24 protein-coding genes and 1 riboswitch are annotated in these 25,883 nt (G+C 67.0%); of the genes, 3 read left to right on the top strand and 21 right to left on the bottom strand.

The genetic code is table 11. From position 1 onward, the window contains the following. Positions 1 to 30: 30 nt before the first annotated feature. From dprA to IEW19_RS08785, 15 genes are all read right to left on the bottom strand, one after another. Complete coding sequence (gene dprA / locus IEW19_RS08855) at positions 31 to 1,206, bottom strand: DNA-processing protein DprA (RefSeq protein WP_188571293.1); 1,176 nt, start codon at positions 1,204 to 1,206, stop codon at positions 31 to 33. Positions 1,207 to 1,271: 65 nt separating this feature from the next. Continuing rightward, positions 1,272 to 2,816 carry a YifB family Mg chelatase-like AAA ATPase gene (locus IEW19_RS08850; protein WP_188571269.1) on the bottom strand — a complete coding sequence of 515 codons (1,545 nt, stop codon included), beginning with the start codon at positions 2,814 to 2,816 and terminating at the stop codon, positions 1,272 to 1,274. Continuing rightward, positions 2,816 to 3,172: a YraN family protein gene (locus IEW19_RS08845; protein ID WP_188571268.1), complete on the bottom strand. Its 357-nt coding sequence runs from the start codon at positions 3,170 to 3,172 to the stop codon at positions 2,816 to 2,818. The genes IEW19_RS08850 and IEW19_RS08845 overlap by 1 nt, the downstream gene beginning before the upstream one ends. A 99-nt stretch (positions 3,173 to 3,271) precedes the next feature. Continuing rightward, positions 3,272 to 3,598, bottom strand: a complete 327-nt coding sequence (locus IEW19_RS08840) for a DUF2469 domain-containing protein (RefSeq protein ID WP_056335405.1) — start codon at positions 3,596 to 3,598, stop codon at positions 3,272 to 3,274. A gap of 48 nt (positions 3,599 to 3,646) precedes the next feature. Then, positions 3,647 to 4,432, bottom strand: a complete 786-nt coding sequence (rnhB, locus tag IEW19_RS08835; RefSeq protein ID WP_229748389.1) for a ribonuclease HII — start codon at positions 4,430 to 4,432, stop codon at positions 3,647 to 3,649. A 2-nt stretch (positions 4,433 to 4,434) separates the two neighbouring features. Further along, on the bottom strand, positions 4,435 to 5,259 hold the full coding sequence (lepB, locus tag IEW19_RS08830; RefSeq protein ID WP_188571267.1) for a signal peptidase I: 825 nt from the start codon (positions 5,257 to 5,259) through the stop codon (positions 4,435 to 4,437). Then, complete coding sequence (lepB, locus tag IEW19_RS08825; protein ID WP_188571266.1) at positions 5,260 to 5,934, bottom strand: signal peptidase I; 675 nt, start codon at positions 5,932 to 5,934, stop codon at positions 5,260 to 5,262. Between the two features lie 85 nt (positions 5,935 to 6,019). Then, positions 6,020 to 6,379: a 50S ribosomal protein L19 gene (gene rplS / locus IEW19_RS08820; RefSeq protein ID WP_188571265.1), complete on the bottom strand. Its 360-nt coding sequence runs from the start codon at positions 6,377 to 6,379 to the stop codon at positions 6,020 to 6,022. Between the two features lie 234 nt (positions 6,380 to 6,613). Beyond that, positions 6,614 to 7,426 (bottom strand): tRNA (guanosine(37)-N1)-methyltransferase TrmD, encoded by an 813-nt coding sequence (gene trmD / locus IEW19_RS08815; protein ID WP_188571264.1) that lies wholly within the window; start codon positions 7,424 to 7,426, stop codon positions 6,614 to 6,616. After that, positions 7,427 to 7,975 (bottom strand): ribosome maturation factor RimM, encoded by a 549-nt coding sequence (gene rimM, locus IEW19_RS08810; protein WP_188571263.1) that lies wholly within the window; start codon positions 7,973 to 7,975, stop codon positions 7,427 to 7,429. 116 nt (positions 7,976 to 8,091) lie between these two features. Then, complete coding sequence (locus tag IEW19_RS08805) at positions 8,092 to 8,334, bottom strand: RNA-binding protein (protein ID WP_188571262.1); 243 nt, start codon at positions 8,332 to 8,334, stop codon at positions 8,092 to 8,094. A 1-nt stretch (position 8,335) separates the two neighbouring features. Continuing rightward, complete coding sequence (gene rpsP, locus IEW19_RS08800; RefSeq protein WP_018768286.1) at positions 8,336 to 8,758, bottom strand: 30S ribosomal protein S16; 423 nt, start codon at positions 8,756 to 8,758, stop codon at positions 8,336 to 8,338. Between the two features lie 265 nt (positions 8,759 to 9,023). Then, the gene (locus IEW19_RS08795) at positions 9,024 to 9,479 is read right to left on the bottom strand and encodes a hypothetical protein (RefSeq protein WP_188571261.1); all 456 of its coding nucleotides are present in this window, start codon (positions 9,477 to 9,479) and stop codon (positions 9,024 to 9,026) included. 141 nt (positions 9,480 to 9,620) lie between these two features. Beyond that, on the bottom strand, positions 9,621 to 10,496 hold the full coding sequence (locus tag IEW19_RS08790) for a VOC family protein (protein WP_188571260.1): 876 nt from the start codon (positions 10,494 to 10,496) through the stop codon (positions 9,621 to 9,623). Positions 10,497 to 10,595: 99 nt separating this feature from the next. Continuing rightward, positions 10,596 to 11,678, bottom strand: coding sequence for an amidohydrolase family protein (locus IEW19_RS08785; protein WP_188571259.1), 1,083 nt, complete (start codon positions 11,676 to 11,678; stop codon positions 10,596 to 10,598). A gap of 79 nt (positions 11,679 to 11,757) precedes the next feature. Next, positions 11,758 to 11,865, top strand: a riboswitch (TPP riboswitch). On the opposite strand from IEW19_RS08785, the gene thiC reads away from it, so the two are divergent. After that, positions 11,861 to 13,684 carry a phosphomethylpyrimidine synthase ThiC gene (gene thiC, locus IEW19_RS08780; protein ID WP_188571258.1) on the top strand — a complete coding sequence of 608 codons (1,824 nt, stop codon included), beginning with the start codon at positions 11,861 to 11,863 and terminating at the stop codon, positions 13,682 to 13,684. (Overlaps the previous riboswitch by 5 nt.) Here thiC and IEW19_RS08775 read toward each other — a convergent pair. Continuing rightward, entirely contained in the window at positions 13,681 to 14,415 is a 735-nt protein-coding gene (locus tag IEW19_RS08775) for an alpha/beta fold hydrolase (RefSeq protein ID WP_188571257.1), read from the bottom strand. The two genes, thiC and IEW19_RS08775, sit on opposite strands and share 4 nt — an antisense overlap. Positions 14,416 to 14,514: 99 nt before the next feature. After that, on the bottom strand, positions 14,515 to 16,095 hold the full coding sequence (ffh, locus tag IEW19_RS08770) for a signal recognition particle protein (protein WP_188571256.1): 1,581 nt from the start codon (positions 16,093 to 16,095) through the stop codon (positions 14,515 to 14,517). 84 nt (positions 16,096 to 16,179) lie between these two features. Between ffh and IEW19_RS08765 the strand changes: the two genes are divergently transcribed. Continuing rightward, complete coding sequence (locus tag IEW19_RS08765; RefSeq protein WP_188571255.1) at positions 16,180 to 17,613, top strand: glucose-6-phosphate dehydrogenase; 1,434 nt, start codon at positions 16,180 to 16,182, stop codon at positions 17,611 to 17,613. 111 nt (positions 17,614 to 17,724) lie between these two features. Here IEW19_RS08765 and IEW19_RS08760 read toward each other — a convergent pair whose 3' ends face one another. Continuing rightward, complete coding sequence (locus tag IEW19_RS08760; protein WP_188571254.1) at positions 17,725 to 18,063, bottom strand: P-II family nitrogen regulator; 339 nt, start codon at positions 18,061 to 18,063, stop codon at positions 17,725 to 17,727. Then, positions 18,060 to 19,412: an ammonium transporter gene (locus IEW19_RS08755; protein ID WP_188571253.1), complete on the bottom strand. Its 1,353-nt coding sequence runs from the start codon at positions 19,410 to 19,412 to the stop codon at positions 18,060 to 18,062. Before IEW19_RS08755 ends, IEW19_RS08760 begins: the two co-directional genes overlap by 4 nt. 225 nt (positions 19,413 to 19,637) lie before the next feature. Here IEW19_RS08755 and IEW19_RS08750 point away from each other — a divergent pair, with 225 nt between their 5' ends. Beyond that, the gene (locus IEW19_RS08750) at positions 19,638 to 20,879 is read left to right on the top strand and encodes an MFS transporter (RefSeq protein ID WP_188571252.1); all 1,242 of its coding nucleotides are present in this window, start codon (positions 19,638 to 19,640) and stop codon (positions 20,877 to 20,879) included. A gap of 9 nt (positions 20,880 to 20,888) precedes the next feature. Here IEW19_RS08750 and ftsY read toward each other — a convergent pair whose 3' ends face one another. Next, a complete protein-coding gene (gene ftsY, locus IEW19_RS08745) occupies positions 20,889 to 22,094 on the bottom strand; it encodes a signal recognition particle-docking protein FtsY (protein ID WP_188571251.1) in 1,206 nt (401 codons plus the stop codon). Positions 22,095 to 22,205: 111 nt separating this feature from the next. Next, positions 22,206 to 25,790, bottom strand: a complete 3,585-nt coding sequence (smc, locus tag IEW19_RS08740; protein WP_188571250.1) for a chromosome segregation protein SMC — start codon at positions 25,788 to 25,790, stop codon at positions 22,206 to 22,208. Between the last annotated feature and the right edge of the window lie 93 nt (positions 25,791 to 25,883).

Raw genomic sequence — 25,883 nt, 5'->3', positions numbered from 1 at the left:
TTGCGTGGCCCGTACCTCAGGCGGACACGGTCATGCCTTGCCGCGTTTCCAACCGCCCCGCTCCGACACGGCAAGTCCCAGCAGGCCAAGCCTGCCAAGTCCTGCCCGCACCGAGTCCTGCCCCAACCCGGCCACGGCCGAGAGTTTTTCCACGGAAGCGGTGGAGCGAAGCGGCAACGCGTCCAGCAGGATCAGGTCCTCGAGGGTCAGTCCGTCCTGCACTGCCGCTTCGGCCGTGCGCTGGTCAGGCAGGGCTGTTCCGCTGGGTGAGGCCAGCTCAGCCACTTCCGCGGCGTCAGTAACGCACACTGCTCCTCCGTCCCGGAGGAGGCGGTGGCAGCCGGCAGAGTTGGCGCTGTGGACCGATCCGGGAACGGCGCCGACCGCGCGGCCCAGGGTCTCAGCATGGTGGGCCGTATTGAGTGCCCCTGAGCGCCACCTCGCCTCCACCACCACAGTCACCGAGGAGAGGGCGGCAATAAGGCGGTTGCGCTGCAGGAAGCGGTAGCGGGTGGGAGCCGATCCCGGTGGGACCTCGGCCAGTACGGCGCCCTGGTTGGCCACGGCGCGCAGCAGGTCATCATTGCCTGACGGATAGAACCGGTCCACTCCCCCGGCCATTACGGCGATGGTGGGGACAGCGGAGGATCCGCCGGCGAGGGCTGCACGGTGCGCATGGGCGTCAATCCCATAGGCTCCGCCCGAGACCACCGTGAAGCCACGCTGCCCCAGCGCGTAAGCTAGGTCCCCTGTGACCGCCGCACCATAACTGGTGCTGTCCCGGGACCCCACCAGGGCGATGGATTTGTCCGCTCCCGGCAGTTGCTGTTCCTGGCCCCGCCACCAGAGGCAGATTGGTTCCTGGATTCCCAGGTCCGCCAGCTGCGCAGGCCACAGTTCATCGCCGGGGATGATGAGTCTCCCGCCCAGCCGGGCCATGGTGGCAAGGTCGCGTTCGGGCGCAAGGTCAGGGAGCCTTGGCTGCCAGCGCTTCAAGGCGGCGGCCAGTCCGGCCCAGCCGGCGGAACCGCTGTCTGCCAGCAGCCCGGTAATACCCCGCTCCAGCTCAGGTCCGGCCGCCACCTGGCCGGTAGCGATGCGCAGGGCATCCGTTGCCCCCGCAAGCTGCACGAGGGCGAGGCCAGCCGCGTCCTGTGGCTCCATCAGCCGTGAAAGGGCGGCACGGGCCAACCGTTCCGTATCCATGTCCAGTTCCTTCTCCACCCGCAAATCCGCCAGTTCGTTCTGTACGTTCTGTTCCTTGAGGTTTGTCATACCGCGGCCGCCGCAGCCTGCCGCAGGCCCAGTGCCTGTCCGATGTCGTTTGTGTCCGGCACCTCCCGGTGCCCCAGGTCCGCGAGGGTCCAGGCCAGCCGTAAGACGCGGTCGTACCCTCGGGCGGTAAGCACCCCCCGCTCCAGGGACTGGTCCAGGATCCTGGTTGCGGCCGGGACCAGCCGCAATTCGCCGCGCAGGATGCGCCCCGGCACCTGCGAGTTCGTTTCGAGGCCAAAGCACTGCAGGCGTTCCACCTGCCGCGCACGGGCGTCCCGCACCCTGCGCGCCACCGAAGCCGTGTCCTCCTCGGCGCCCGCCTGGCCGAAATCAGCCAAGGACACCCGCTCCACCTGCAGCTGGATGTCCACCCGGTCCAGCAGGGGTCCTGACATCCTGGCGAGGTAACGGCGCCGCATCATGGGCGTGCACGTGCAGTCGAGCCCCTTGCCCGATGCCTTGCCGCAGGGGCACGGGTTGGCTGCGAGCACCAGTTGGAACCGGGCCGGGTAGGCCGCAGTCCCGGCCGAGCGGTGAATCACCAGTTCCCCGCTCTCCAGTGGCTGCCGCAGCGCGTCCAGGACGCGCCGTTCGTACTCGGGCGCCTCGTCAAGGAAGAGCACTCCCCGGTGGGCGCGGGACGCCGCGCCCGGCCTTGGCAGGCCCGAACCGCCGCCGACAATGGCCGCTGCGGTGGCTGAGTGATGCGGATTCTCGAAAGGGGGCCGGCGCAGGAGCTGCACAGCGGACGACGGCAGGCCGCACAGCGAATGGATGGCCGTGACCTCCATCGACTCATGGTCGCCAAGGTCGGGCAAGAGACCGGGCAGCCGCTCTGCCAGCATGGTCTTGCCAGCCCCCGGGGGCCCGGTGAGCAGCAGATGGTGGGCGCCTGCGGCCGCCACCTCCAGAGCCCTGCGGGCGTCGCCCTGGCCGGAGACATCCGACATGTCCGGGCACGGGCCCGGAATGGCGGGTCCGTTGCTGGCTTCATCCGTGTCATCGGGTTCGAAGTCCAGGGCGAGTTCCTGCGGATCGGCGCCGAAGTCGAGGGCCAGCCGCGCAAGCGTGCGGTAGCCACGGACCGTGGCGCCCGGCACCAGGGAGGCCTCAGCCAGGTTGGCCTGTGCCACCACGACCTCGGGGTATCCGGCCTGCACCGAGGCCATGACGGCCGGCAGGATTCCCCGCACGGGCCGCAGCCTGCCGTCGAGCCCCAGCTCGGCGATGAAGACGGTGCGCCCGGTGGGCTTGATGTCATTCGCCGCCCGGAGGACGGCCATGGTCACTGCAAGGTCGAAGCCGGAGCCGCGCTTGGGCAGTGACGCCGGAATGAGGTTGGCGGTGATCTTCCTGCGGCTGAGCGGGATCCCGGAGTTCTTGGCGGCTGAGCGGATGCGCTCTTTGGCTTCGTTCAGTGCGGCATCGGGCAACCCGAGGATGACGAAGGCCGGGAGCGTCTGGCCGATGTCCGCCTCGACTTCGACAATGTAGCCGTTCAGCCCCACGAGGGCGATGGAGTAGGTGCGGCCGAGCGCCATCACCCCACCCCCTTGAGGTGCTCCACCAAGGGTTCCCCACCGCCGTCGTCCACCACGGCGATGACGTCCACGCGGCGCAACGGCATCCGCAGCTCCCGGTCGCGGCACCATGCGGCACCCAGGCGGTGCAGCCGCGCAAGTTTTTCCGGGCCCACCGCCTCAAACGGGTGGCCGTAGTCCAGGGAACGGCGGGTTTTGACTTCGGCGATGACCAGCGCATCCCCGTCCAGGGCGACGATGTCGATCTCGCCCTCGGCGCAGCGCCAGTTGCGCTCCACCACCAGCATGCCCAGCGCTTCAAGGTAGCCCGCAGCGAGGTCTTCGCCGCGCCTGCCCAACAGGTCCTTCGATTTCATCTCTACCTCCGCCACCAGCCTGGCGCCGGACGGATGCGGACAACAGAAGGCCCCTGTCCTATGTGGACGGGGGCCTGTGTGGAGGGGAAGTCGGGGTTCCTAGTTCCCCAGGTCCACGTCCTTCGGCAGCGCCAACTCCTCGTTGCGGGGCAGTTCCTCGACGTTGACGTCCTTGAACGTCAGGACCCTGACGCTCTTGACGAACCGGGCCGAACGGTAGACATCCCATACCCAGGCGTCCTGGAGGGTCAGGTCGAAGTAGACCTCGCCGTCCGCGCTGCGGGCCTGGAGGTCCACGTGGTTGGCAAGGTAGAAGCGCCGCTCGGTCTCGACAACGTAGCTGAACAGGCCGACGACGTCGCGGTATTCACGATAGAGCTGAAGCTCCATGTCGGTTTCATAGTTCTCAAGATCTTCAGCACTCATGCTTCCATCTTGCACCATGTCCGGCGGCGCCGGCGCCGGAGGCGGGACTCAGGCTTGGTCCTGCGCTTCTTCGTCAGGGGATTCGGTGCCCTGCAGTTCGCCGCCAAGGAGCCGCCAACTGACCCTGTGGTGGGGAGTCGGTCCGGCTGCGCGCAGGACGTTCCGGTGCGCCGCTGTGGCGTACCCCTTGTTAATGTCCCAGCCGTAATCGGGATACTCGGTGTGAAGTTCGCGCATCATCCGGTCACGCTCCACTTTGGCGATGACGCTCGCTGCGGCCACACTGAGGCATTGCATGTCCGCTTTGACCTTGGTGTGGACCGGGGCCTCACACGCAGCCTCCAGTACGGGCTGGTCGAACAGGGACAGTTGCTCCGCCGGGGAAAGCCAGTTGTGGCTTCCATCCAGCAGGACAGCTTCGGGGATGACGCCTGCACCGAGGATACTGCCCCAGGCCCGGGTTCCGGCCAACCGCAGGGCCGCGATGATGCCGAGCGAATCGATTTCACCTGCGGTGGCATGGCCAACCGCTGAAGCGACGCTCCAGCGCCGCACCAGGGGGTCCAGCCGTTCGCGCTCGGCCGGGCTGAGGAGTTTGCTGTCCCGGACGCCTGCCAGCGGCTTTTGGCGCTCAAGGTCCACGACGGCGATGCCCACGCTTACAGGTCCGGCGAGGGCGCCGCGGCCCACCTCGTCGACGCCGGCCAGCAGTCGGATTCCCTGGGCCTTGAAGGTGCGCTCATGCTTCAGGGTTGGCGCCTTGGTTCCGCGGGAAGCGGGTTTGGTTGCCGGACGGGCTTTGGCGTCCGGGGACGCCTGCACTGCGGAGGACACGGTCAGCGGGCCGCAGGGACGTTCTTGAACACGTCCGGGTAGTTGTCCAGGGTCTTGATCCTGTTCAGCGGCCACGCGATGACCGCCGCCTTGCCTTCCAGGTCTTTGAGGTCCACGAATCCACCATCGGTTTCCATATGGGCACGAGAATCCGCGGAGTGGTTCCGGTTGTCACCCATCACCCACACCTTGCCTTCCGGAACGGTGACGTCAAAGTTGCGGACCTGCGGGACTTCGGCAGAGTTGATGTACGCCTCGTCGACGGCAGTGCCATTAATTGTCAGTTTACCGCCCGCGTCACAGCAGACCACGTGGTCCCCCGGCAGGCCGATGACCCGCTTGACCAGGTGCTGCTCGGAGTTGTCCGGCAGGAGCCCAACGAACGTCAGGCCGTCCTGGACCCACGTGAACGGACCCTGCGTCTTGGGCGGTGCCGGCGGCAGCCAGCCCTTGGTGTCACGGAACACCACAACGTCCCCGCGGCTGAGCGCAAATGGCTCCGGAACCAGGAGGTTGACGAAAATCCGGTCGTCCACGTCCAGGGTGTTCACCATGGATTCGGACGGGATGAAGAAGGCCCGGAACAGAAAGGTCTTGATGAGGAAGGACAGCACCACCGCGATGACCACCACCGTGGCGATTTCCTTCAGCCACCCCAGGAGGGGGTTGCCTGCGGACCTTCCGGCTTTCGAAGTTTGCCGGTTCCGCCTGTGGACGGGTTCTGCCGGCTCCGGCCCTTCACCAGGCCCGGCGGAAGCTGGAACGGCCGGTGTCTCTGAAGCGCCGTCGTGGCGCGGTTCAGGTTTCCGCGCGTGGTTCTCGGGCATTTACCGTCCGTTCTGTGTTGTCGGCCCCGCTGCGGGCCGTGCTACTGGAGCAAATCTATCAAGCGGCCAAAGGATCTGGACCGGCCGGCCGATCACCCTGTCCATCGGAACAAGTCCGCCCCCAGGGGCGCCAAGGAGACTGCGGGAATCGGCTGACACCGATCGGTGGTCCCCCAGCAGCCAGAGCCTGCCCTCGGGGACTACGGCGCTAAACTTCTGCGTGCTGGGCGCGTCGCCGGGGAAAACGTAGGGTTCATCCAATGCGGCCCCGTTGACAGTGACCTTCCCGCCCGCGTCGCAGCAGACCACTGTATCGCCGGGAAGGCCGATCACCCTTTTGACGTAGGTTGTGTCGCTGCCGATCAGACCCAGCCATTGCATCGCGGCTGCTGCCGAGTCCACCACCGGTCCTTTGCCGCTGTTCAGGGCCGCGAAGCTTCCGCGTCCGTCGAAGACAACCACGTCCCCGCGCCGGATGGGTTCGGCCTGGAAGTCGGTGCGGGACACCAGGATCCGGTCCCCGCCTTCCAGGAGCGGTTCCATGGACCCGGAAGGAATGTAATACACATCCAGCCACAGGGACCGCACCAGTCCGCTGATGGCGATGGCAAGGAGCAGGGCCGGAAAAACAAAACGCCAGCCCATTTTGCGGGGCTGGCGTTTTGTCTGGTGCATGGTCCGTATCCTGGCGCTGGTGCATTGCTCCGGGCGCTTGCCGGTTACGGCCGCGCTCCAGCCTGGCGGTAAGTCCGGTGGGGACTTACTTGGCGGTGCTGAAGTCGCGCTTTTCCTTGATCTTGGCTGCCTTGCCGCGCAGTGCACGCATGTAGTACAGCTTGGCGCGGCGGACGTCACCCTTGGTGACAACCTCGATCTTTTCGATGATCGGGGAGTGAACCGGGAAGGTACGCTCCACGCCGACACCGAAGGAGACCTTGCGGACCGTGAAGGTTTCGCGCACGCCGTCGCCCTGGCGGCCCAGGACAAAGCCCTGGAAGACCTGGACACGGGTGTTCTTGCCTTCGATGATGTTCACGTGCACCTTGAGGGTGTCACCCGCGCGGAAGGCGGGAACATCGTTGCGCAGCGAGGCTGCATCGACGGAATCGAGAATATGCATGATTGCACTCCTGGTGAACGCCACAGGTCATTCACTTTGGGTCACGGCAGGCAAGTCCGGCTACTGGAATGCAAGCCGGGGTCTCGCCGCCGAAGTAAAGTGTCCGGCCGCTTCAAGGGTTGATGGGGCCGGTTGTCAGGCTGTTGGCCGCGCTCCCCCTGTGGCAGGTGCGGACCCAGCAGACACAAGGGTTAATTTTGCCACAGCAGCAGGGTTACGCCAATTCGGACGGCCCTAGTCCCGCCGTTCGGGTGCCGTCCCCGGGCGGCGGGCAAGCCGGCCGTCCACGACGTCGTAGCCCAGGTTGTGCAGCTCGGTGCGGTCCGCACGCGGAAGGCTGCCGGCGTCGAACCCCTCCAGCAGGTCCGGACGGCGCTCCGACGTGCGGCGGTACTGCTCATGGCGGCGCCACTGTGCGATCTTTCCGTGGTTGCCGCTGAGGAGCACAGGGGGCACTTCCCGGTCACGCCAGACGGAGGGCTTGGTGTATACCGGGTACTCAAGCAGCCCATCGGAGTGGGACTCCTCCACCAGGGACTCCGGGTTGCCCACCACGCCGGGCAGAAGGCGGCCAATGGCCTCCACCATGGCCAGGACTGCCACTTCCCCGCCATTAAGCACGTAGTCGCCCAGGCTGACCGGCCGGACGGTGAAATGTTCCTGGGCCCACTCGATGACGCGTTCGTCGATGCCTTCGTACCGACCGCAGGCAAACGCCAGGTGCTGCTCTTCCGCCAGTTCGTAAGCGAGTGCCTGCGTGAACCGCTCGCCGGCGGGCGAGGGAACGATCAGGACCGGCTTTCCGTCCGGGTCCGGCCGCCCCTCAGCCACTGCGGAAAGGGCCTGGGCCCAGGGCTCGGGCTTCATGACCATTCCGGCGCCCCCGCCATACGGGGTGTCATCGACGGAACGGTGCTTGTCCGTGGTGAAGCTGCGCAGGTCGTGGACGCGCAGGTCAAGGATGCCGTCCTGGCGGGCCTTGCCGATCAGTGAGAGTTCGAGCGGGGCGAGGTATTCGGGGAAGATGCTGACGACATCGATCCGCATCTATTCCTTGCCTTCCGCTTCCAGGGCGGCGGCTTCGTCCGCGTTGATTTCGAAGAGGCCATCCGGCGGAGTGAGGAGGATGAAGCCTTCGCCAGGGTTTACTTCGGGCACGATCTGCTCCACGAACGGGATAAGGATCTCATCGCCCTTCGGGGTGGTGACCACCAGCAGGTCCTGCACCGGCATGGTATTCAGTGCCGTCACCTTGCCCACCACCTTGGACCCGACCCGGGCTTCCAGGCCGACCAGTTCGTGCTCGTACCAGCCCTCGTCGTCGTCGTCCTCATCCAGCTCTTCGGTTTCGATGAAAAGCTTGGCTCCGCGGAGGGTTTCGGCCTGGTTCCGGTCCGCTACCTCCTCGAAACCGAGCAGCAGGATGTCCTTGTTCCAGCGCGCACTGCTCACGGTCAGGGGACCGGACGCGGCAGGCTCAACCACGAACTCCGTGCCGGGAACGAACCTGTCCTCGGGGGCGTCGGTCAGCACCTGGACGGTGACTTCCCCGCGAATGCCGTGCGGCTTGCCAATCCGTGCCACCTGCAGCTGCATCTTTTCCTCTGTTCCGGGTTGTGGTGTTTGTGCTCAAAGCACTGTGCTGTGAAAGAACTCCGGCCCCTCCACCTGATGGTGGAGGGGCCGGAGCAAAACTGAATATTGCCGAACGCTCAGCGGCGACGGTCGGTGTCGACGACGTCGACCCTCACCGGATCGCCGCCGGCCAGCGCTGCCACCACGGTGCGCAGTGCGCGTGCGGTGCGGCCCTGGCGGCCGATCACCCGTCCGAGGTCGTCCTGGTGCACGCGCACCTCGAGGGTATCCCCGCGGCGGTTGTTCTTGGAACTGACCTTGACGTCATCCGGGGAATCAACGATTCCGCGGACCAGGTGCTCCAGCGCTTCTGCCAGCAATCTACTCAGCCTCGGTGGTCTCAGCTTCGGCGTCGGCCGGGGCCTCGGCAGCGTCAGACTTGGAGGCCTTCTTGGTGATGGCTTCCGGGATGATGACCGAGCCCTTCTCCGGAGCAACGAAAGCTTCCTTCGCGACCTTGGTCTTGAGGGTGCCTTCCTGGCCCGGCAGGCCCTTGAACTTCTGCCAGTCACCGGTGATCTTCAGGATCGCGGCAACCTGCTCGGACGGCTGGGCGCCGACGGAGAGCCAGTACTGTGCACGCTCGGAGTTGACCTCGATGAACGAGGGCTCTTCGGTGGGGTGGTACTTGCCGATCTCCTCGATGGCACGGCCGTCACGCTTGGTGCGTGAGTCCGCAACGACGATGCGGTAGTACGGGGCGCGCATCTTGCCGAAGCGCTTAAGGCGAATCTTTACGGCCACTTTTGTGGTCACTCCTGTTTCAGAAAAAGGGGTGAACCCGGCGTTCTGCACCCGTGGGGCGGGCCATACTTGCGGGTTCGAAGGACAGGATCCGGACGCGGAGAGAGGGGCCACGCAGATCGAGTACCTGTTTATTGTGCCAGATGAGCGCTGTTATTTCGACTTGGCGCTCCCGCGTGTGGCGTTGTGGCGCCGCCGGCGGCCTGAAGGCCACGGCAGGCTGCTGACAGGCCGTGCCGGCTTGCCACGAACGGGCGGGGACGTCTCATGCGGACCAGACGTAAAGTCCGGTTCGTTCCGAATCGTTGATTCCGGCGGCAATTTCCGCCAACTGCTTCACATAGGTCCGCGCCTGGGCGGCGCCAAAGGGCATGTCCTCCTGGCTGGCCCACTGCTCGGCGACGTCATCGAGGACGTTGCCCTCGCCTTCGGTTTCGTAGGTGAGCAGGTCTGCCAGGGCGCGGACCATGGCCGGTGGAACGGCAAGGAGGGAGTCGCTGGCCACGTCCACCATGGTCAGCTCATAATCGGCCCCTCCGGCATGGACGGCAGTTCCGGCAAGATCGCCGAGCTGCTCCACCTCGAAGTCGCTGATTCCCTGGATCCGCACCGCCTGGCCCACCGGAGCGCCCTCCGCGGAGGAGCTGTTTGCTTGGTCAAGGATGCCGGCGCGCTTCAGCGCGGCGTCATGGGTGGCGGCAAAGATCTCGGTGAAGCCCATGGCTGGTGCCCTTCTTCCGTTGGCGGAACTGCGCGCCGGGTGCTGCCTGCCGCCCGGCCGTACGGAATCAGCCTAGTAGTTGCGGACCAGCCGGCGCACGCGCGACCCGCTTCGCGCGGCATGCCGTGGAAGCGGGGGTGATCAGCGGGCGGCTACCCGGATCCGGTTGCGCCACGGGTCCTCGAAGCGAAGCTCCGCGCCGGTGTGGTGAGCGGGCACTCCGGCCACCTTCAGGCGGTCAGCCAGCGCGCCGACGTCGTCCCCGGAAGGAACTTCGATGAGCACCTCGCCCAGCCCCAGGGTGTCCTTGCGCGGACCGGCGCCGCGGCTGTTCCAGACGTTCATCGCCATGTGGTGGTGGTACCGGCCCGCGGACACGAACAAGGCCTGCCCGTGCCAGCCCGCCGTCTTTTCGAAGCCAAGGGTTCCCACGTAGAAGTCCCGGGCGGTCTGGACATCGCCCACCTGGAGGTGGACGTGGCCCACGCCGGCGGCTGTTTGCCGCTGGCCTTCGAGGGACTCCTCGGTGAGGTACTGCTCCAAGTAGCGCTGCGGCGGCAGTGCCAGGCTGTCCATGACCACGTCGGTCCCGTTCCAGGACCAGTTGCTGCGGGGGCGGTCCCAGTACAGTTCGATGCCGTTGCCTTCGGGATCGGTGAAGTAGAAGGCTTCGCTTACCAGGTGGTCGGCGCTGCCGGTGAAGGCCCGGGGCTCGTACTGGGCGGCCGTGGCGACGGTGGCAGCAAGGGATGCCTGGTCCTCGAACAGCAATGCCGTGTGGAACAGGCCCGCCTCTCCCCTGCCGGGAAGGTGCAGCCCGGGGGCCGGCGCAAGGTGGACCAGCGGCCTGCCGAGCCGGCCCAGATAGAGCCCGCCGTCCTGCTCAGCCACCATCTCAAGGCCCAGGGCGCGCTGGTAGTAGTCGGTCATGACCTTCATGTCACCCACTTTGAGCATCACGGTGCCCATGGCGAGGTCGGCAGGAAGAAGATCCTGGCTGCTGGCTGATGCGGTCATTGAAGGCTCCTTGCATTGGCGGCCGTCCCGTTGGCGGCCTGTCACATATTAAAATTACTTGAAGCTTCAATTTATTCCAAGTCCCCGGCAGCCATTCCGTCAACGGATGATGCGGCCGCCCAGCACTAGATGGTCCAGCGACGTGATCGTTCCCGGTACGGCCCGCGGGTCTTCCCGGCATACGACGACGTCGGCGCGGGCACCCTCCTCCAGCCCGTCCGCTCCCAGCCACGCACGGGCTGCCCAGCAGGCGGAGTCCAGCGCCGCGGCCACGGGCAGGCCGGCGCCGTGCAGGGCGAGGATCTCGTCTGCGATCCTGCCGTGACGGATCACGCTGCCGGCGTCGGTCCCGGCGAAGATACGCACACCCGCCGCATGGGCCTCCGCCACCCGTTCCAGCCTGCGCTCCCAGAGGGCACGCATGTGGGCGGCGTAGCGCGGGAACTTGGGGTCCGCCTGTGCCGCTATTTCTGGGAACGTGGCGATGTTGATGAGGGTAGGCACGATTGGTACGCCTTGTTCGGCGAACCGGGGCAGGTGCCGGGGCAGGAGGCCGGTGGCGTGCTCGATGCAGTCGATTCCGGCATCGAGCATCTGGTCCAGGGTGTCCTCGGCGAAGCAGTGCGCCGTCACCCTTGCGCCCTCGTCATGGGCGGCCTGGACAGCGTCACGGACGACGGCGGCGGGAAAGGAGGGTGCCAGGTCGCCGGCGCTTCGGTCAATCCAGTCCCCCACCAGCTTGACCCAGCCGTCGCCGTCGCGCGCCTGCTTGCGCACGGCTTCCACGAGGCCGTCCGGCTCCACCTCCTCAGCGAAGCCCCGAAGGTAGCGGCGCGTCCGGGCGATATGGCGCCCGGCCCGGATGAGCACCGGGAAGTCCCGGCCGCCCTGCATCCAGCGGGTGTCGGCCGGTGAGCCTGCGTCGCGGACCAGGAGGGTTCCGGCGTTGAGGTCGGCCGCTGCCTGCTCCTGGGCCGTGCCGGAATCGACGGGACCGGACGGGCCCAGCCCGATGTGGCAGTGGGCATCCACGAAGCCGGGCAGGACCCAGCCGGCCAGGACGCGGCCTGGAGGCGTTGCAGGCCTGCTGAACGTCAGCCGGCCGTCTACCGACCAGGCTCCGCGCTCCACCGTCTGCGGTCCGGTCAAAACGGGACCGCTGAACTCGATTACTTCTGCCACCCTGGCTCCTTCCAATGCCCGGACAGGCTAGCACCACAGAATGTGACGGGGTTCTTCCGGGTAGCTGTGGTAGCTTCGTTCCTGACCACACGGGTGCCCCTGCAGGGGCTGAGATCGGGCTGAGGCAGCCTGCGACCGTTGAACCTGTCCGGGTAATGCCGGCGAAGGAAGTGAGTATTCCCTTGAGTACGCAAAACACCCAGTTGGACCCTGCCGACATGCCGTCCGCACCCGCGGAAGACGAAGCCGCACAACAGGGCACCCAGTCCCTGAAGTCGCATTCACTGGCATTCGTCGAAGATGCCGGAAACGGGATCAGGGTACCGGTAACGGAAATCGCCCTGGAGACCTCCCCCAACGGCCAGCCGAATGCACCCTTCCGGACCTACCGGACCGCAGGGCCCGGCAGTGACCCGGTCCGGGGCCTGCAGCCGCTCCGCTCGCAGTGGATCGCGGCACGCGGGGACACCGAGGCCTACAGCGGCAGGGAGCGCAACCTGCTCGACGACGGGCGGTCGGCGGTGCGCCGTGGCGCCGCCTCGGCGGAGTGGAAAGGTGCGCAGCCGGTGCCCCGCCGCGCCGTCGACGGCAGGACGGTGACCCAGATGCACTATGCCCGGCAGGGAACCATCACGCAGGAGATGCGGTTCGTGGCGCTGCGCGAAAACTGCGACGTGGAACTGGTCAGGAGCGAACTGGCTGCCGGCCGCGCGATCGTTCCCAGCAACATCAACCATCCGGAATCCGAGCCGATGATCATCGGCAAGGCCTTCCTGGTGAAGATCAACGCCAATATCGGCAACTCTGCCGTGACGAGTTCCATCGAGGAGGAGGTGGACAAGTTGCAGTGGGCCACCCAGTGGGGCGCAGACACTGTCATGGACCTCTCCACCGGCGACGATATCCACACCACCCGCGAATGGATCATCCGCAACTCCCCCGTCCCGATCGGCACCGTTCCGATCTACCAGGCGCTGGAAAAAGTCAACGGCGAGGCCAACGCGCTGACATGGGAAATCTTCCGGGACACGGTCATTGAGCAGTGTGAGCAGGGCGTGGACTACATGACCATCCACGCCGGGGTGTTGCTGCGGTATGTCCCGCTCACCGCCAACCGGGTGACGGGCATTGTGTCGCGCGGCGGCTCCATCATGGCCGGTTGGTGCCTGGCCCACCACCAGGAGAACTTCCTGTACACGCACTTCGATGAGCTGTGTGAAATCTTCGCCAAGTACGACGTCGCGTTCTCCCTGGGTGACGGTTTGCGCCCCGGTTCCACGGCCGATGCCAACGATGCCGCCCAGTTCGCGGAGCTGGACACGCTTGCCGAGCTCACGCAGCGCGCCTGGCAGTATGACGTGCAGGTGATGGTGGAGGGGCCCGGCCACGTTCCCTTCCACCTGGTCAGGGAAAACGTTGAGCGGCAGCAGGAGCTGTGCAAGGGTGCGCCTTTCTACACCCTTGGACCGCTGGTGACGGATATCGCCCCCGGTTATGACCACATCACGTCAGCAATCGGCGCCACCGAGATTGCCCGGTACGGCACTGCCATGCTCTGCTACGTCACCCCGAAGGAACACCTGGGCCTGCCCAACAAGGACGACGTGAAGAGCGGTGTGATCACCTACAAGATCGCTGCGCATGCGGCGGACCTGGCCAAAAGGCACCCCGGGGCGCACGAACGGGATGACGCGCTGTCCAAGGCGCGGTTCGAATTCCGTTGGCGGGACCAGTTCGCGCTGTCGCTGGACCCTGTGACGGCAGAGGCGTTCCACGACGAGACCCTCCCGGCCGAGCCGGCCAAGACGGCGCATTTCTGTTCGATGTGCGGGCCCAAGTTTTGCTCCATGCGGATCAGCCAGGACATCCGTGATGAATTTGGGTCCGCGGAGGCGCAGGCAGCGCTGGCTGGCGCGGCATCGGGGATGCGGGAAAAGAGCGCGGAGTTCCTGGCGGCCGGCGGCAAGGTCTACCTGCCTGAGCTGCGGATTCCCGCGGAAGGCTAGGACGCCCGGGCGGGCTGGCTCCGGCTGGCCTCGCTGATGAACTGCCGGATGGCCCGGTCCCCGTCCGGGGAGTCGTGGGGCCGGTGCCCTCCCGCGGCAACGCGGTGCAGGGCGCCGGTCTCCCGAAGGTACCCGGCAATCTCCTCGTAGAGTGGTTCCCACCCGCCGGTCAGGACAAGTGTGGGGACGCCGGGAACAATGTGGAGCGGCGCGTCCCACGATGGAGCTTGGAGCCGCAGCCTGCGGGCGGACCTTTTTTCCTCGGTGGTGGCGGGCTGCTGGAGGTCCGTGGCGTAGATCCGCCGGACGAATTCGCGCTGGAAGTCTTCGTCGCTGAGCTGCTGGCGCACGTCGAAGAGGGGCTGCATCAGGCTGATGTGCGCAGCCGTGGCCGGAAGTTCCGCTGTAAGGGAGAGACAGGCCGGCTCCACCAGCGTCAGCGAAAAGACCAGGTCCGGGCGTTCGACGGCGGCCATCATGGCAGCGATTGCCCCCTGGGCATGGGCCACCACGTGCCCTCCGGCGGCGCCGCGGCCGTCGTCGGCCAGGGACCGCAGGATGATTGCGGTGTCTTCCGCGAAGGAGGACTCCAGCGGCTCCGCGACGGCATCGTACCCGTGCCGGCGGAGGAACAGGGCGTCAAAGGACAGTGCCATGCCGTGCTGGCGGGGCCATGCGGCGGCGCCAAATGCTCCGGCGCCGTGCACGAACACTACCCTCTGCTTGAACATGTCCCAACCCTATTCCACGGCACCGACATCCCAAGTAAGTAGCGCCAAGTGTCGTTTTGAACCGTCAATCCGACACTTGGCGCTACTCAGTTGGGTTTGCTACTTGCCCAGGAACTTGTCGAAGCCCTTGGGAAGGTTCAGCTGGGACGGATCGAAGTCGCCGCCCTGCTGGCCGAAGGCAGCGCCGGTGGGCAGTGCCTTCGCAGCGTTGGCACGGCGGGCTTCCGCCTCCTTGCGCTCCTGTGCCGCCTTGGCCGGGTTGCCGGACTTTGCCTTCTTCTTGGGCGCGTTCTTGGCGTTCTTCCGGGCGCCGCCGGCACCGGGCATGCCGGGCATCCCCGGCATGCCAGGCATGCCGCCCTGGGCCATCTTCTTCATCATCTTCTGGGCCTGGGCGAAACGCTCCAGCAGGCCGTTGACCTCGGAGACGTGGACGCCGGAACCGCGTGCGATGCGGGCACGCCGTGAGCCGTTGATGATCTTCGGCGCGAGGCGCTCGTGCGGGGTCATGGACCGGACGATCGCCTCAACGCGGTCGATCTCGCGTTCGTCGAACTGTTCCAGCTGCTGCCGGATGTTCTGCGCGCCCGGCATCATCATGAGCATCTTCTTCATGGAGCCCATGTTGCGGATCTGCTGCATCTGGGCCAGGAAGTCTTCGAGGGTGAAGTCTTCCTGGTCGGCGAACTTCTTCGCCATCCGGGCAGCTTCGTCCTTGTCCCAGGCCTTCTCGGCCTGTTCGATGAGCGTGAGGACGTCGCCCAGGTCAAGGATGCGCGAGGCCATCCGGTCCGGGTGGAAGAGCTCGAAGTCGTCCAGGCCTTCGCCGGTGGAGGCGAACATGACGGGCTTGCCGGTGACCGACGCGACCGAAAGCGCGGCACCACCGCGGGCGTCGCCGTCGAGCTTGGACAACACGATGCCGGTGAAGTTGACGCCTTCATCGAATGCCATGGCAGTGTTGACCGCGTCCTGGCCGATCATCGAGTCGATGACGAACAGGACTTCGTTCGGAACGATGGCGCGGCGGATCTGGCGGGCCTGCTCCATCATGCCGGCGTCCACGCCCAGGCGGCCGGCGGTGTCAACGATGACCACATCGTGCAGCTTCTGGCGCGCTTCCTCGACGCCGGCACGTGCGACGGCGACCGGGTCACCGGCGGGCTGGTCCAGCTCGGTGGAGGTGGCTCCCGGATGCGGGGCAAAGACGGGCACGTTGGCGCGCTGGCCCACCACCTGGAGCTGGGTGACTGCGTTGGGGCGCTGCAGGTCACAGGCCACCAGGATGGGGCTGTGGCCCTGGGCCTTGAGCCACTTGGACAGCTTGCCGGCCAGGGTGGTCTTGCCCGCGCCCTGGAGGCCTGCGAGCATGATGACGGTGGGGCCGTTCTTTGCCAGCCGGATCCGTCGCGTTTCGCCGCCGAGGATCTCCACGAGTTCCTCGTTGACGATCTTGACGATCTGCTGGCCGGGGTTCAGTGCGGCCGAGACCTCGGCGCCCAGCGCACGTTCGCGGACCCGGCCCGTGAATTCACGGACCACCGGAACGGCGACGTCGGCGTCCAAAAGGGCACGGCGGATCTCGCGGACGGTGGCATCGACATCGGCCTCCGTCAGGCGGCCCTTGCCGCGGAGATTCTTGAAGGTTGCTGTCAACCGGTCAGAGAGTGAATTGAACACGCGCCGTGAACTTCTTTCAGGAGATGATCGGGACTCGACTATCTAGGGTATCAAGTCAGGCACGTCAGATGGCATGCTGGCAAAATGACGAGCCAAACAACTGTGAAAACCCTGCTCATCCTCGATGCCTCGGGCGACCTCACCGGCCGGCTCCTCCTGCCGGGCCTCGCCCGGCTTGTTGCGGCAGGCCGCGCGGAAGGCCTCAACCTGGTGGGTGCCGGCTCCGATCCCTGGACACCGGAACAATGGCGGGAGCGCGTCCGGTCATCGTTCGCCGCCGCTGCCGGTGCAGCAGATGAACCGGGGAAAGACGCCCTCGAACTGCTGCAAAAGGAGACGGCGTACCACCAGGTGGACGTCACGGCCAAGGGCGCCCTCGCAGCCCTGCTCGCGGGACTGGAAGGCCCGGTGGCCGTCTATTTTGCACTGCCGCCCCGGATCAGCCAGCTTGCATGCGAGACGCTCCAGCCGGCCGAGGTCCCGGAAGGCACCCGGCTGGTGATGGAGAAGCCGTTCGGATCCAGCGAGGAGTCGGCGCGCTCCCTCAACCTGACCCTGGGGCGGCTGGTCCCGGAAGACCACATCCACCGGGTGGACCATTTCCTGGGCAAGGCCACCGTCCTGAACATCCTGGGCCTGCGGTTCGCCAACAACTTCCTGGAGCCGGTATGGAACCGGCAGCATGTGGAGAAGGTGGAGATCTTCTTCGACGAGGACTTGGCCTTGGAAGGCCGCGCCCGCTACTACGACGGCGCCGGCGCGCTGCGTGACATGATCCAGAGCCACCTCCTGGAGGTCATGGCGATCATGGCCATCGAACCTCCCGCCACCATCGGCGAGCGGGACCTCCGCGATGCTGCATCCGCCGTCCTTCGTGCCAGCAGCGTCAGTGCCCCGTTCACCGGGTCAACACACAGGGCCCGCTACACGGCGGGCACCGTGGCCGGCAAGGACGTGCCCGACTATGCCAGGGAGGAGGGCGTGGATCCGGGCAGGGGAACCGAGACCCTGGCCGAGATCCAGGTGGACATCGACACCTGGCGCTGGCAGGGTGTCCCCTTCATCCTGCGCTCGGGCAAGGCCTTGGGCGACAAGCGCAAAGAAGCGGTGGTCACGTTCCTTCCGGTGCCCCACCTCCCCAAGGGCTTTACCGGGGTGGACTCCCCCAACCAGCTGCGGATCGGTTTCGGTCCGGACACGCTGGCGTTCGACGTCGATGTCAATGGTCCCGGTAACATCTTCAGCCTGGGCCGGGTCACCCTGGAGGCAGAACTGAGCGCCTCAGACCTCCTGCCCTACGGCGAAGTGCTGGAAGGCGTGTTGGCCGGGGACCCGTTGCTGTCCGTACGGGGCGACACTGCGGAGGACTGCTGGCGGATTGTTGAGCCGGTGCTCAAGGCGTGGGAGCGCGGGGACGTCCCGCTTGAAGATTACGACGCCGGCTCGGCAGGCCCCGCGTCCTGGCCCACCAACCGAGCACCCACCCAGGAGACATCCGGCGCAGACAGCGGGGACTAGCGGGCGCCTTTGGGATGGCGCGGAGCATTTTCCAGAGGAAAAAGCAGGGCGGGCGGGAACCTTTCGATTCCCGCCCGCCCTGCTTTTGTGGTTCGGGCCCGTCCGGATGCCTTAGATGGCGGCCACGCCGCGCTCCCCGGTCCGGACGCGCACTGCTTCATGGACGTCCATGGTCCAGACCTTGCCGTCCCCGGCCCTGCCGGTATTGGAACTGGCGATGATCACGTCCAGGATGTCGTCAGCCTGCTCGTCCGTGGCCAGGACTTCCACCCGGATCTTGGGCAGGAGGTCCACGTTGTATTCCGCTCCGCGGTAGACCTCGGTGTAGCCGCGCTGCCGGCCGTATCCGCTGGCTGCGCTGACGGTCAGGCCCTGGACGCCGTAGGCTTCCAGGCCTTCCCGGACGGCTTCGAGTTTCTCCGGCCTGACGATTGCAGTGATCAGTTTCATGCCCCCACGCTTTCCTTACCTGTTGTTGCCTGTGCTTTCTGCGCCCCGGATGCCGCCTGGCCCGATTCGCCCTGGCCCTTGCCGGTGATCATGTCATGCAGCGGCTGGAAGCTGCCCCCGTGGCCGCTGAGGCCGAACTCGTAGGCAGTCTCGGCGTGCAGGCTGAGGTCCACACCCACCGTTTCCTGTTCCTGCGAGACGCGGAAGCCCATGGTCTTGTGGATGGCCAGCGCAATGATGGACGTAAGGACCGCGGAGTAGGCGATGGCGGTGCCGGCCGCTGCGAGCTGTGCCCAGAGCTGGGTGAAGCCGCCACCGTAGAAGAGGCCGCCGCCCACACCGTCGGTGGGCAGTGCGATGAAGCCCAGGGCCACGGTGCCGATGATGCCGGAGACGAGGTGGACGCCGACGACGTCCAGCGAGTCATCGAAGCCCCAGCGGAACTTCAGGCCGACTGCGAGGGCGGAGGCCACACCGGCCACGACGCCCAGGCCCAGGGCGCCGACGGGGCTGACGTTGGCGCAGGCCGGGGTGATGGCAACGAGGCCTGCCACTACGCCGGATGCGGCGCCGAGCGAGGTGGGGTGTCCGTCGCGGACGCGCTCAGTGACGAGCCAGCCGAGCATGGCAGCCGCCGGGGCTGCGAGGGTGTTGATCCAGATCAGGCCGCCCTGTTCTGCAGTGGTGGCTGCACCGCCGTTGAAGCCGAACCAGCCGAACCAGAGGATCGCGGCCCCGAGCATGACGAACGGGATATTGTGCGGGCGGTGGTTGGGGTCCTTGCCGAAGCCCTTGCGGTTGCCGATGATCAGGACGAGGATCAGTGCGGCCACACCTGCGTTGATGTGGACCACGGTGCCGCCGGCGAAGTCGATGGCGGGGCCGAGTGCCTTGCCGATGGCGCCTTCGGGGCCGAATAGACCGCCGCCCCACACCATGTAGGCCAGCGGGCAGTACACCAGCGTGACCCACACGGGAACAAAGACGGACCAGGCGCCGAACTTGGCGCGGTCGGCGATGGCGCCGCTGATCAGTGCCACGGTGATGATGGCGAAGGTGGCCGCGTAGCCCACCTTGATCAAACCGTCGGGGGTGTTGATGCCCTCCAGGCCGAACGTGGCGAACGGGTTGCCCACGATCTCCAGGAATCCTTCACCGGAGCTCATGGAGGCGCCCCACAGCACCCAGACAACGCCCACCATGCCGATGGAAATGAAGCTCATCATCATCATGTTCAGTGCTGCCTTGGCGCGGGTCATGCCGCCGTAGAAAAATGCCAGACCGGGTGTCATGAACAGCACGAGGGCTGCCGCCACCATGACCCAAACGTGACCTGCGGTAAGTTCCATGGTGCACGTCCTCTCTCATCGAATCTTGCGGAGTACTCCGCCTGCCAACGCCTTTTGCGTCCTGTAAAGAGTTTGTGGGCGGCGTGTTTCGCCCGCGGAGGATTTAGATTGCGGGCCTGTTACAACAACCTCTAGGAAGTAAATGGTGCATATCCGCCTTGTTACGGTTATGTTTCCGCACCCGCGCAGCCACCCGGCTCCCTTTCCAGCAAGGACTTCCGCACCATGACGGCACCACCCCGCGTAACCGGCGCCACTTCGAGGTTTTTGGCCCGGCTGAGGCCGCAGCGGGAAAAGCTTCCACGCGACATCAAGGTGATGCTGGCCGCGGCGTTCCTTATCGCCCTTGGATTCGGACTTGTTGCGCCGGTATTGCCCCAGTTCGCAACAACCTTTGGGGTGGGGAACACTGAGGCCGCCGTCATCGTGGCGATCTTTGCATTCATGCGGCTGGCTTTCGCCCCGGCCGGCGGCGCGCTGATCGGCAAGCGCGGGGAACGCCCCATCTACGTCGCCGGGCTGTTGATCGTGGCGCTGTCCACGGCGGCCTGCGCCTTTGCGCAGAACTACTGGCAGCTGCTGCTCTTCCGCGGCCTGGGCGGGGCCGGCTCGGTGATGTTCACGGTGGCGTCGATGGCCCTGGTGGTCCGGCTGGCGCCGCCCACGAGCCGGGGCAGGGTCTCGGGAGCCTATGCCTCGGCCTTCCTGATCGGGAACGTTTGCGGGCCGATTGTGGGCGGGCTGCTGGCCGGGCTGGGCCTGCGGGTCCCGTTCCTTGCCTACGCTGCCGCCCTGCTGGTGGCAGCATTCGTGGTCCAGACCCAGCTCAGCCACCAACGCCGGGAAGGGGGCGAAGCACAGAACCGGGCACCGGACATGCGTTTTGGGGAAGCGCTGGGTGCCGGCACCTACCGGTCGGCCCTCGCCTCCAGCTTCGCCAACGGCTGGGCAACCTTTGGCGTGCGGATGGCAACCGTGCCGTTGTTCGCGGCGGCCGCCTTCGGAGCAGGCCCGCAGGCGGCCGGCCTTGCACTGGCCGTGTTCGCTGCCGGCAACGCCGCCGCGTTGACGTTCTCGGGGCGCCTGGCGGACTCCGTGGGGCGCAAGCCCATGATGATCACGGGCCTGGTGGTCGCAGCCCTGTCCACCGCGGCGATCGGCATCACCTCAGACCTGCCCTGGTTCCTTGTGGCATCGACACTCGCGGGCGTCGGCTCCGGCCTTTTTGGCCCCGCCCAGCAGGCCGCCGTCGCCGATGTCATTGGCAACGCACGCTCCGGCGGCAAGGTGCTGGCCGTGTACCAGATGACCTCCGACGTCGGGGCGATCGTTGGGCCCCTCGTGGCAGGCCTGCTCGCAGACCGGCTGGGCTTCGGCTGGGCTTTCGGCGTGACCGGCGGCATCATGCTCCTGGCCGCCGTTGGGTGGCTGCCCACCCGCGAAACGCTTCGGACAGCCGCCTCCTAGGTCGCCAGGTCAGTTCAGCAAGGCGTCAACAAAGCCTTCGGCGTCAAAGGGGGCCAGGTCGTCGGCGCCTTCGCCCAGGCCGATGAGCTTGACGGGAACACCGAGCGTTTTCTGGATGGCGACGACGATGCCGCCCTTGGCGGTACCGTCCAGCTTGGTCAGGACGATGCCGGTGATGTTGACCACCTCCGAAAATACCCGTGCCTGGTTCAGGCCGTTCTGGCCCGTGGTGGCGTCCAGCACCAGCAGGACCTCGTCCACTTCGGCCAGCTTTTCCACAACCCGCTTGACCTTGCCCAGCTCGTCCATCAGGCCCACCTTGTTCTGCAGGCGCCCGGCGGTGTCGATCATGACCACGTCCACTTCCTGCTCAATGCCTGCCTTCACGGCCTCGTAGGCGACCGAGGCGGGGTCAGCGCCGTCGATGTCCGACTTCACGGTGGGGACGCCAACGCGCTGCCCCCACGTGGCCAACTGCTCCGCAGCGGCGGCGCGGAAAGTGTCAGCAGCCCCGAGCAGGACGTCCTTGTCCTCGGCCACCAGCACGCGGGCCAGCTTGCCGACGGTGGTGGTCTTGCCCACGCCGTTCACGCCCACCACCATCATCACGGCGGGCCTGTCGGCATGCCGCTGGACGTTGAGGCTCCGGTCCATCGCGGGATCCACAAGCTTGATGAGCTCTTCGCGGAGCATGGTCTTGACGTGTTCGGGGGTCCGGGTGCCCAGCACCGTGACCCGCTCCCGCAGGGCATCCACCAGCTGCATGGTGGGTTCGGTTCCCAGGTCTGCGAGCAGGAGGGTTTCCTCCACCTCGTCCCAGACGCTCTCGTCGATCCGGTCGCTGGACAGCAGCGCCAGGAGGCCCTTGCCCATGATGTTGTTGGAGCGGACCAGCCGCTCACGGAGGCGGGTGAGGCGCCCAGCGACAGGCAGCGGGGTTTCCACGGGAATGGTTTCCAGCCCTGCGGCATTGTCCGGAACCGTTGTGGTGTCCAGCCCTTCGAGGTCCACGCCCGCGGGCGCCTTGCGCTCGATGGTTCCGTCGCGGTCCGCCACGGCAGTACTGCCTCCGGAGCCGATCTCCGGATCGTTGGCATCCCGGGTGCCTGGGTAGCGGGTGATGTTCCTCCGCGTCTTGAGCAGCACCGGAATCAGGCCGCCGATGACCACCAGCGCAACAAGAATGGACAGGACAATGGGAAGGATGTCATTCACTCCCCTAGCTTCTCACAAACGTCCCGGCGGGTTCGGGCCCCCGCAACGGCCCTGACCTGCCCGTTTGCGCGTCCGCCTGCGCTGCACTTCCGCGCTGCCTGCGCGCTGCCGTCATACCTCCGAAACGAGGCGCTGGCTGATGACTGTCGAGACGCCGTCGCCCCTCATGGTCACGCCGTACAGCGCGTCCGCCACCTCCATGGTGCGCTTCTGGTGCGTGATGACGATGAGCTGGCTGGACTCCCGCAGTTCCTCAAAGATGGTGATGAGCCGGCCCAGGTTGGTGTCATCCAGGGCAGCTTCCACCTCATCCATGACGTAGAACGGCGAAGGCCGCGCCTTGAAGATGGCTACCAGCAGCGCCACCGCCGTCAGGGACCGCTCACCGCCCGAGAGCAGGGACAGCCGCTTGATCTTCTTGCCTGCGGGACGGGCCTCCACTTCGATGCCTGTGGTGAGCATGTCCGCTGGATCGGTGAGGACCAGGCGGCCCTCGCCGCCGGGAAAGAGCCGCTCGAAAACCCTGGTGAACTGGGCCCGGGTGTCCTCGAATGCTTCGGCGAAGACGCGCTGGACCCGGTCGTCCACTTCCTTGATAATGTCCAGCAGGTCCCGGCGGCTGGCCTTCAGGTCCTCGAGCTGGGTGCTGAGGAACTGGTGGCGCTCCTCCAGGGCCGCGAACTCCTCCAGTGCCAGGGGGTTTACCTTGCCCAGGCTGGCGAGGTCGCGCTCGGCCTTCCGCAGCCGCTTTTCCTGCTCCTGCCTGACGTAGGGCTTACCGTCCCGGATCTCTTCCCCGTCCCCATCAACAGGGGCCCGCAGGGCCGCCCACTTGTCGCCGGATTCCTCCGCCGGAACGGGAACCGGAACATGCGGCCCGAACTCGGTGACCAGCGCTTCCGGGGTGATGCCCAGTTCGTCCACGGACCGGGTTTCCACCGCCTCAATCCTGGCCCGCTGCTGGGCCCGGGCCAGCTCGTCCCGGTGCACGTTGTCGGTGAGTTGGGCCAGTTTACGGGCCAGGGCATCGTTCGCTTCCCGGACGTCCCGCAGCCCCCGTTCCCGCAGCTCGCGGTTCTCTTCGGCCAGGTCGCGTTCGTGCCGGGCAACGTCCACGGAGACATCCACGTAGCCCAGCCCTATTTCAACCCCCGCGGACACGGCGGCTGCCCGCCTGGCCTGGAGGCGCCGCCGCCGGGCGCGCTGCGCCGCCTCCTCGCGGGCGCGGCGTTCGGTGGCGGCGGCGCGTTCCAGGGAGGCCACCCTGTTGCGCGTGGCCGTCAGCTGCTCTTCGGCACTGCGCAGGGACAACCGCGCCTCCACCTCGGCTGCACGGGCGGCAGATGCGGCGCGGGCCAGGGCGTCCCGCTGCTCCGTGGAGGGCTCCACTTCGACGGGTGCTTCCTGTGCCGCCGCAAGTCGGGCGGTGACGGCGGCGAGCGCTTCCTCCTCCGCAGCAACGTTGCCTTCGGCCCTGGCCAGGGACGCTGCCAGCCGTTCGCTCTCGCCAACGGCGCTGCGCAGGACCGAGTTCAGGTGGCCCAGGCGTTCGGCCACGGCGGCGAGGCGGGCATCGGATTCGTGCAGCTTGTCCAGGGCGGCGTCCGCTTCCTCCTGCGCGCCGGCGCGCCGGGCCTCCGCGGCGGCTAGGGCGAACCTGTTCCGCTCCAGGTCGGCCGTGACGGCCGAAAGTCCCCTGTCGGCGTCGTCCACTGCCGCCTGCACCTCAATGAGCGAGGGCGCCTTGGCAGTGCCCCCGGCAGCGGAGACGGCGGTGAACACGTCCCCCTCACGGGTGACGGCCGTGAGCGCGGGCAGCGAGGCCACCAGCGCGGTCGCCGCATCGATGCCTGTGACGACGGCGGTTCCGGACAGCAGGTGCCGGACCAGGGAGAGGTGCCCCGCAGGTCCGTCGACGAGGTCGGCGGCCCATTGTGCGCCGTCGGGCAGCCCCTCCTGGCTGTCCCCCTGGTGAACCGCCGTGGCCGAGGCGAGGAGCAGGGACGCCCGCCCGGCGTCGTCATCCTTAAGCCGCCGCAGCACCGCGCCCGCTGTGGCCTCGTCCTGGACCAGCACTGCCTCGGACGCTTCCCCCAGGGCAGTGGCGATCGCTGCCTCGTAACCGGCCTGGACGCTGATCCCGGCAGCGAGGCTTCCCTGCACGCCCGGGAGCCCCGACTCCAGTACGTGCCTGGCGCCATCCTTGCGGTCAAGGCCGAGCTTCAGTGCGTCAAGGCGTGCGGCCAGGGCATCCCGTTTGCGGACCCCCTCATTGACGGCGGCTTTGAGCTCCGCAATCTCCTGGAGAACCGCGTCAAGGACTTCGCTGGCAGCCTCATAATCCGCGTCAAGGGATTCTTCCCCCTCCTCCACGCCGGCCACTTGGTTCTCCAGTGCGGTGAACTCGGCCTGGGCACGGGCGCGGCGTTCCGTGCCGGCGGCAAGGGATTCCCGCAGCCGTCCCAGTTCCGCCTGCGCGGACTCCACCCGGGACCTGGCAGCCGCTACTTGTCCGGCCAGCCGCGCCAGGCCCTCGCGCCGGTCGGCTGCCGCGCGGAGCTGCGCCGTGAGCCGCTGGTCCTCGGCCGATGCAGCCTGCTCCGCTTCCGCCTTAGCGGCGCTGGCCACGTCCAGGGTGCTGCGCCTCGCCTGGATGTCCTGTTCAACCTCGGCCAGTTCCTGCCGTACCCTGGCTGCCTGGCGCTCGAGCTGCTCGGGGTCCCTGCCGGAGGACGGCGCAGCGTCGTCGGAACCCAGCAGCCGGCTGCGTTCGGTGGCCAGCGAGCCCAGCGACCGGAGCCGCTCCCGCGCAGTTGAGAGCCGGTACCAGGTGTCCCTGGCCGCATTTAGCCGGGGGGTGGCCTCGGCCGCCAGTTGCTCCAGCGATGCCTGCTGCCTGCGCCCGGCTTCAAGTTCCCGCTCGACGGCGGTCCGCCGGGCCTTGAGCGCCGCTTCGTCCGCCACGTCCTGCTCCAGCGCCTGCTGCAGCTGGACGAGGTCATCGGCAAGCAGGCGGGCCCGGGCGTCCCGGACGTCGAACTGGACACGCTGGGCGCGGCGCGCCACCTCCGCCTGCTTGCCCAGGGGCGTGAGCTGGCGGCGGATCTCCCCGGTGAGGTCGGTGAGGCGCTGGAGGTTGGCCTGCATGGCCTCCAGCTTCCGGACCGTCCTTTCCTTGCGGCGGCGGTGCTTGAGGATCCCGGCTGCTTCCTCGATGAAGCCGCGCCGGTCCTCAGGGGTGGCGTGCAGCACGCGGTCCAGCTGGCCCTGGCCCACGATGACGTGCATTTCCCGGCCCAGCCCGGAGTCGGAGAGCAGTTCCTGGATATCAAGCAGCCGGCAGCCGGCACCGTTGATGGCGTACTCGGAGCCGCCGGTCCGGAACAGTGTCCGGGAAATGGTCACTTCGCTGTACTCGATGGGGAGGGCGCCATCGGTGTTGTCGATGGTCAAGGAAACGTGGGCTCGCCCCAGCGGCGGGCGCCCTGACGTCCCGGCGAAAATGACATCTTCCATCTTGCCGCCGCGGAGGGTCTTTGCCCCTTGTTCCCCCATGACCCAGGCCAGGGCGTCCACCACGTTGGACTTGCCGGATCCGTTGGGACCCACGACGGCGGTGACGCCGGGTTCGAAGTCAAAGGTGGTGGCTGACGCAAAGGACTTGAACCCCCGGACGGTGAGGCTTTTGAGGTGCAAGGCTTTTCTGGTCTCCTGGAGCGTGTGGGGCACATTGCTGGATCCGGCTCACTACAATCTACTGCTCAGGGGTGACATTTCCCGGCAGCAGCA

The organism is Arthrobacter liuii, assembly GCF_014639275.1.
Taxonomy (GTDB): Bacteria; Actinomycetota; Actinomycetes; order Actinomycetales; family Micrococcaceae; genus Arthrobacter; species Arthrobacter liuii.
The sequence above is the reverse complement of the archived record's forward strand: the minus strand, read 5'-3'. Positions and strand labels throughout refer to the sequence as shown.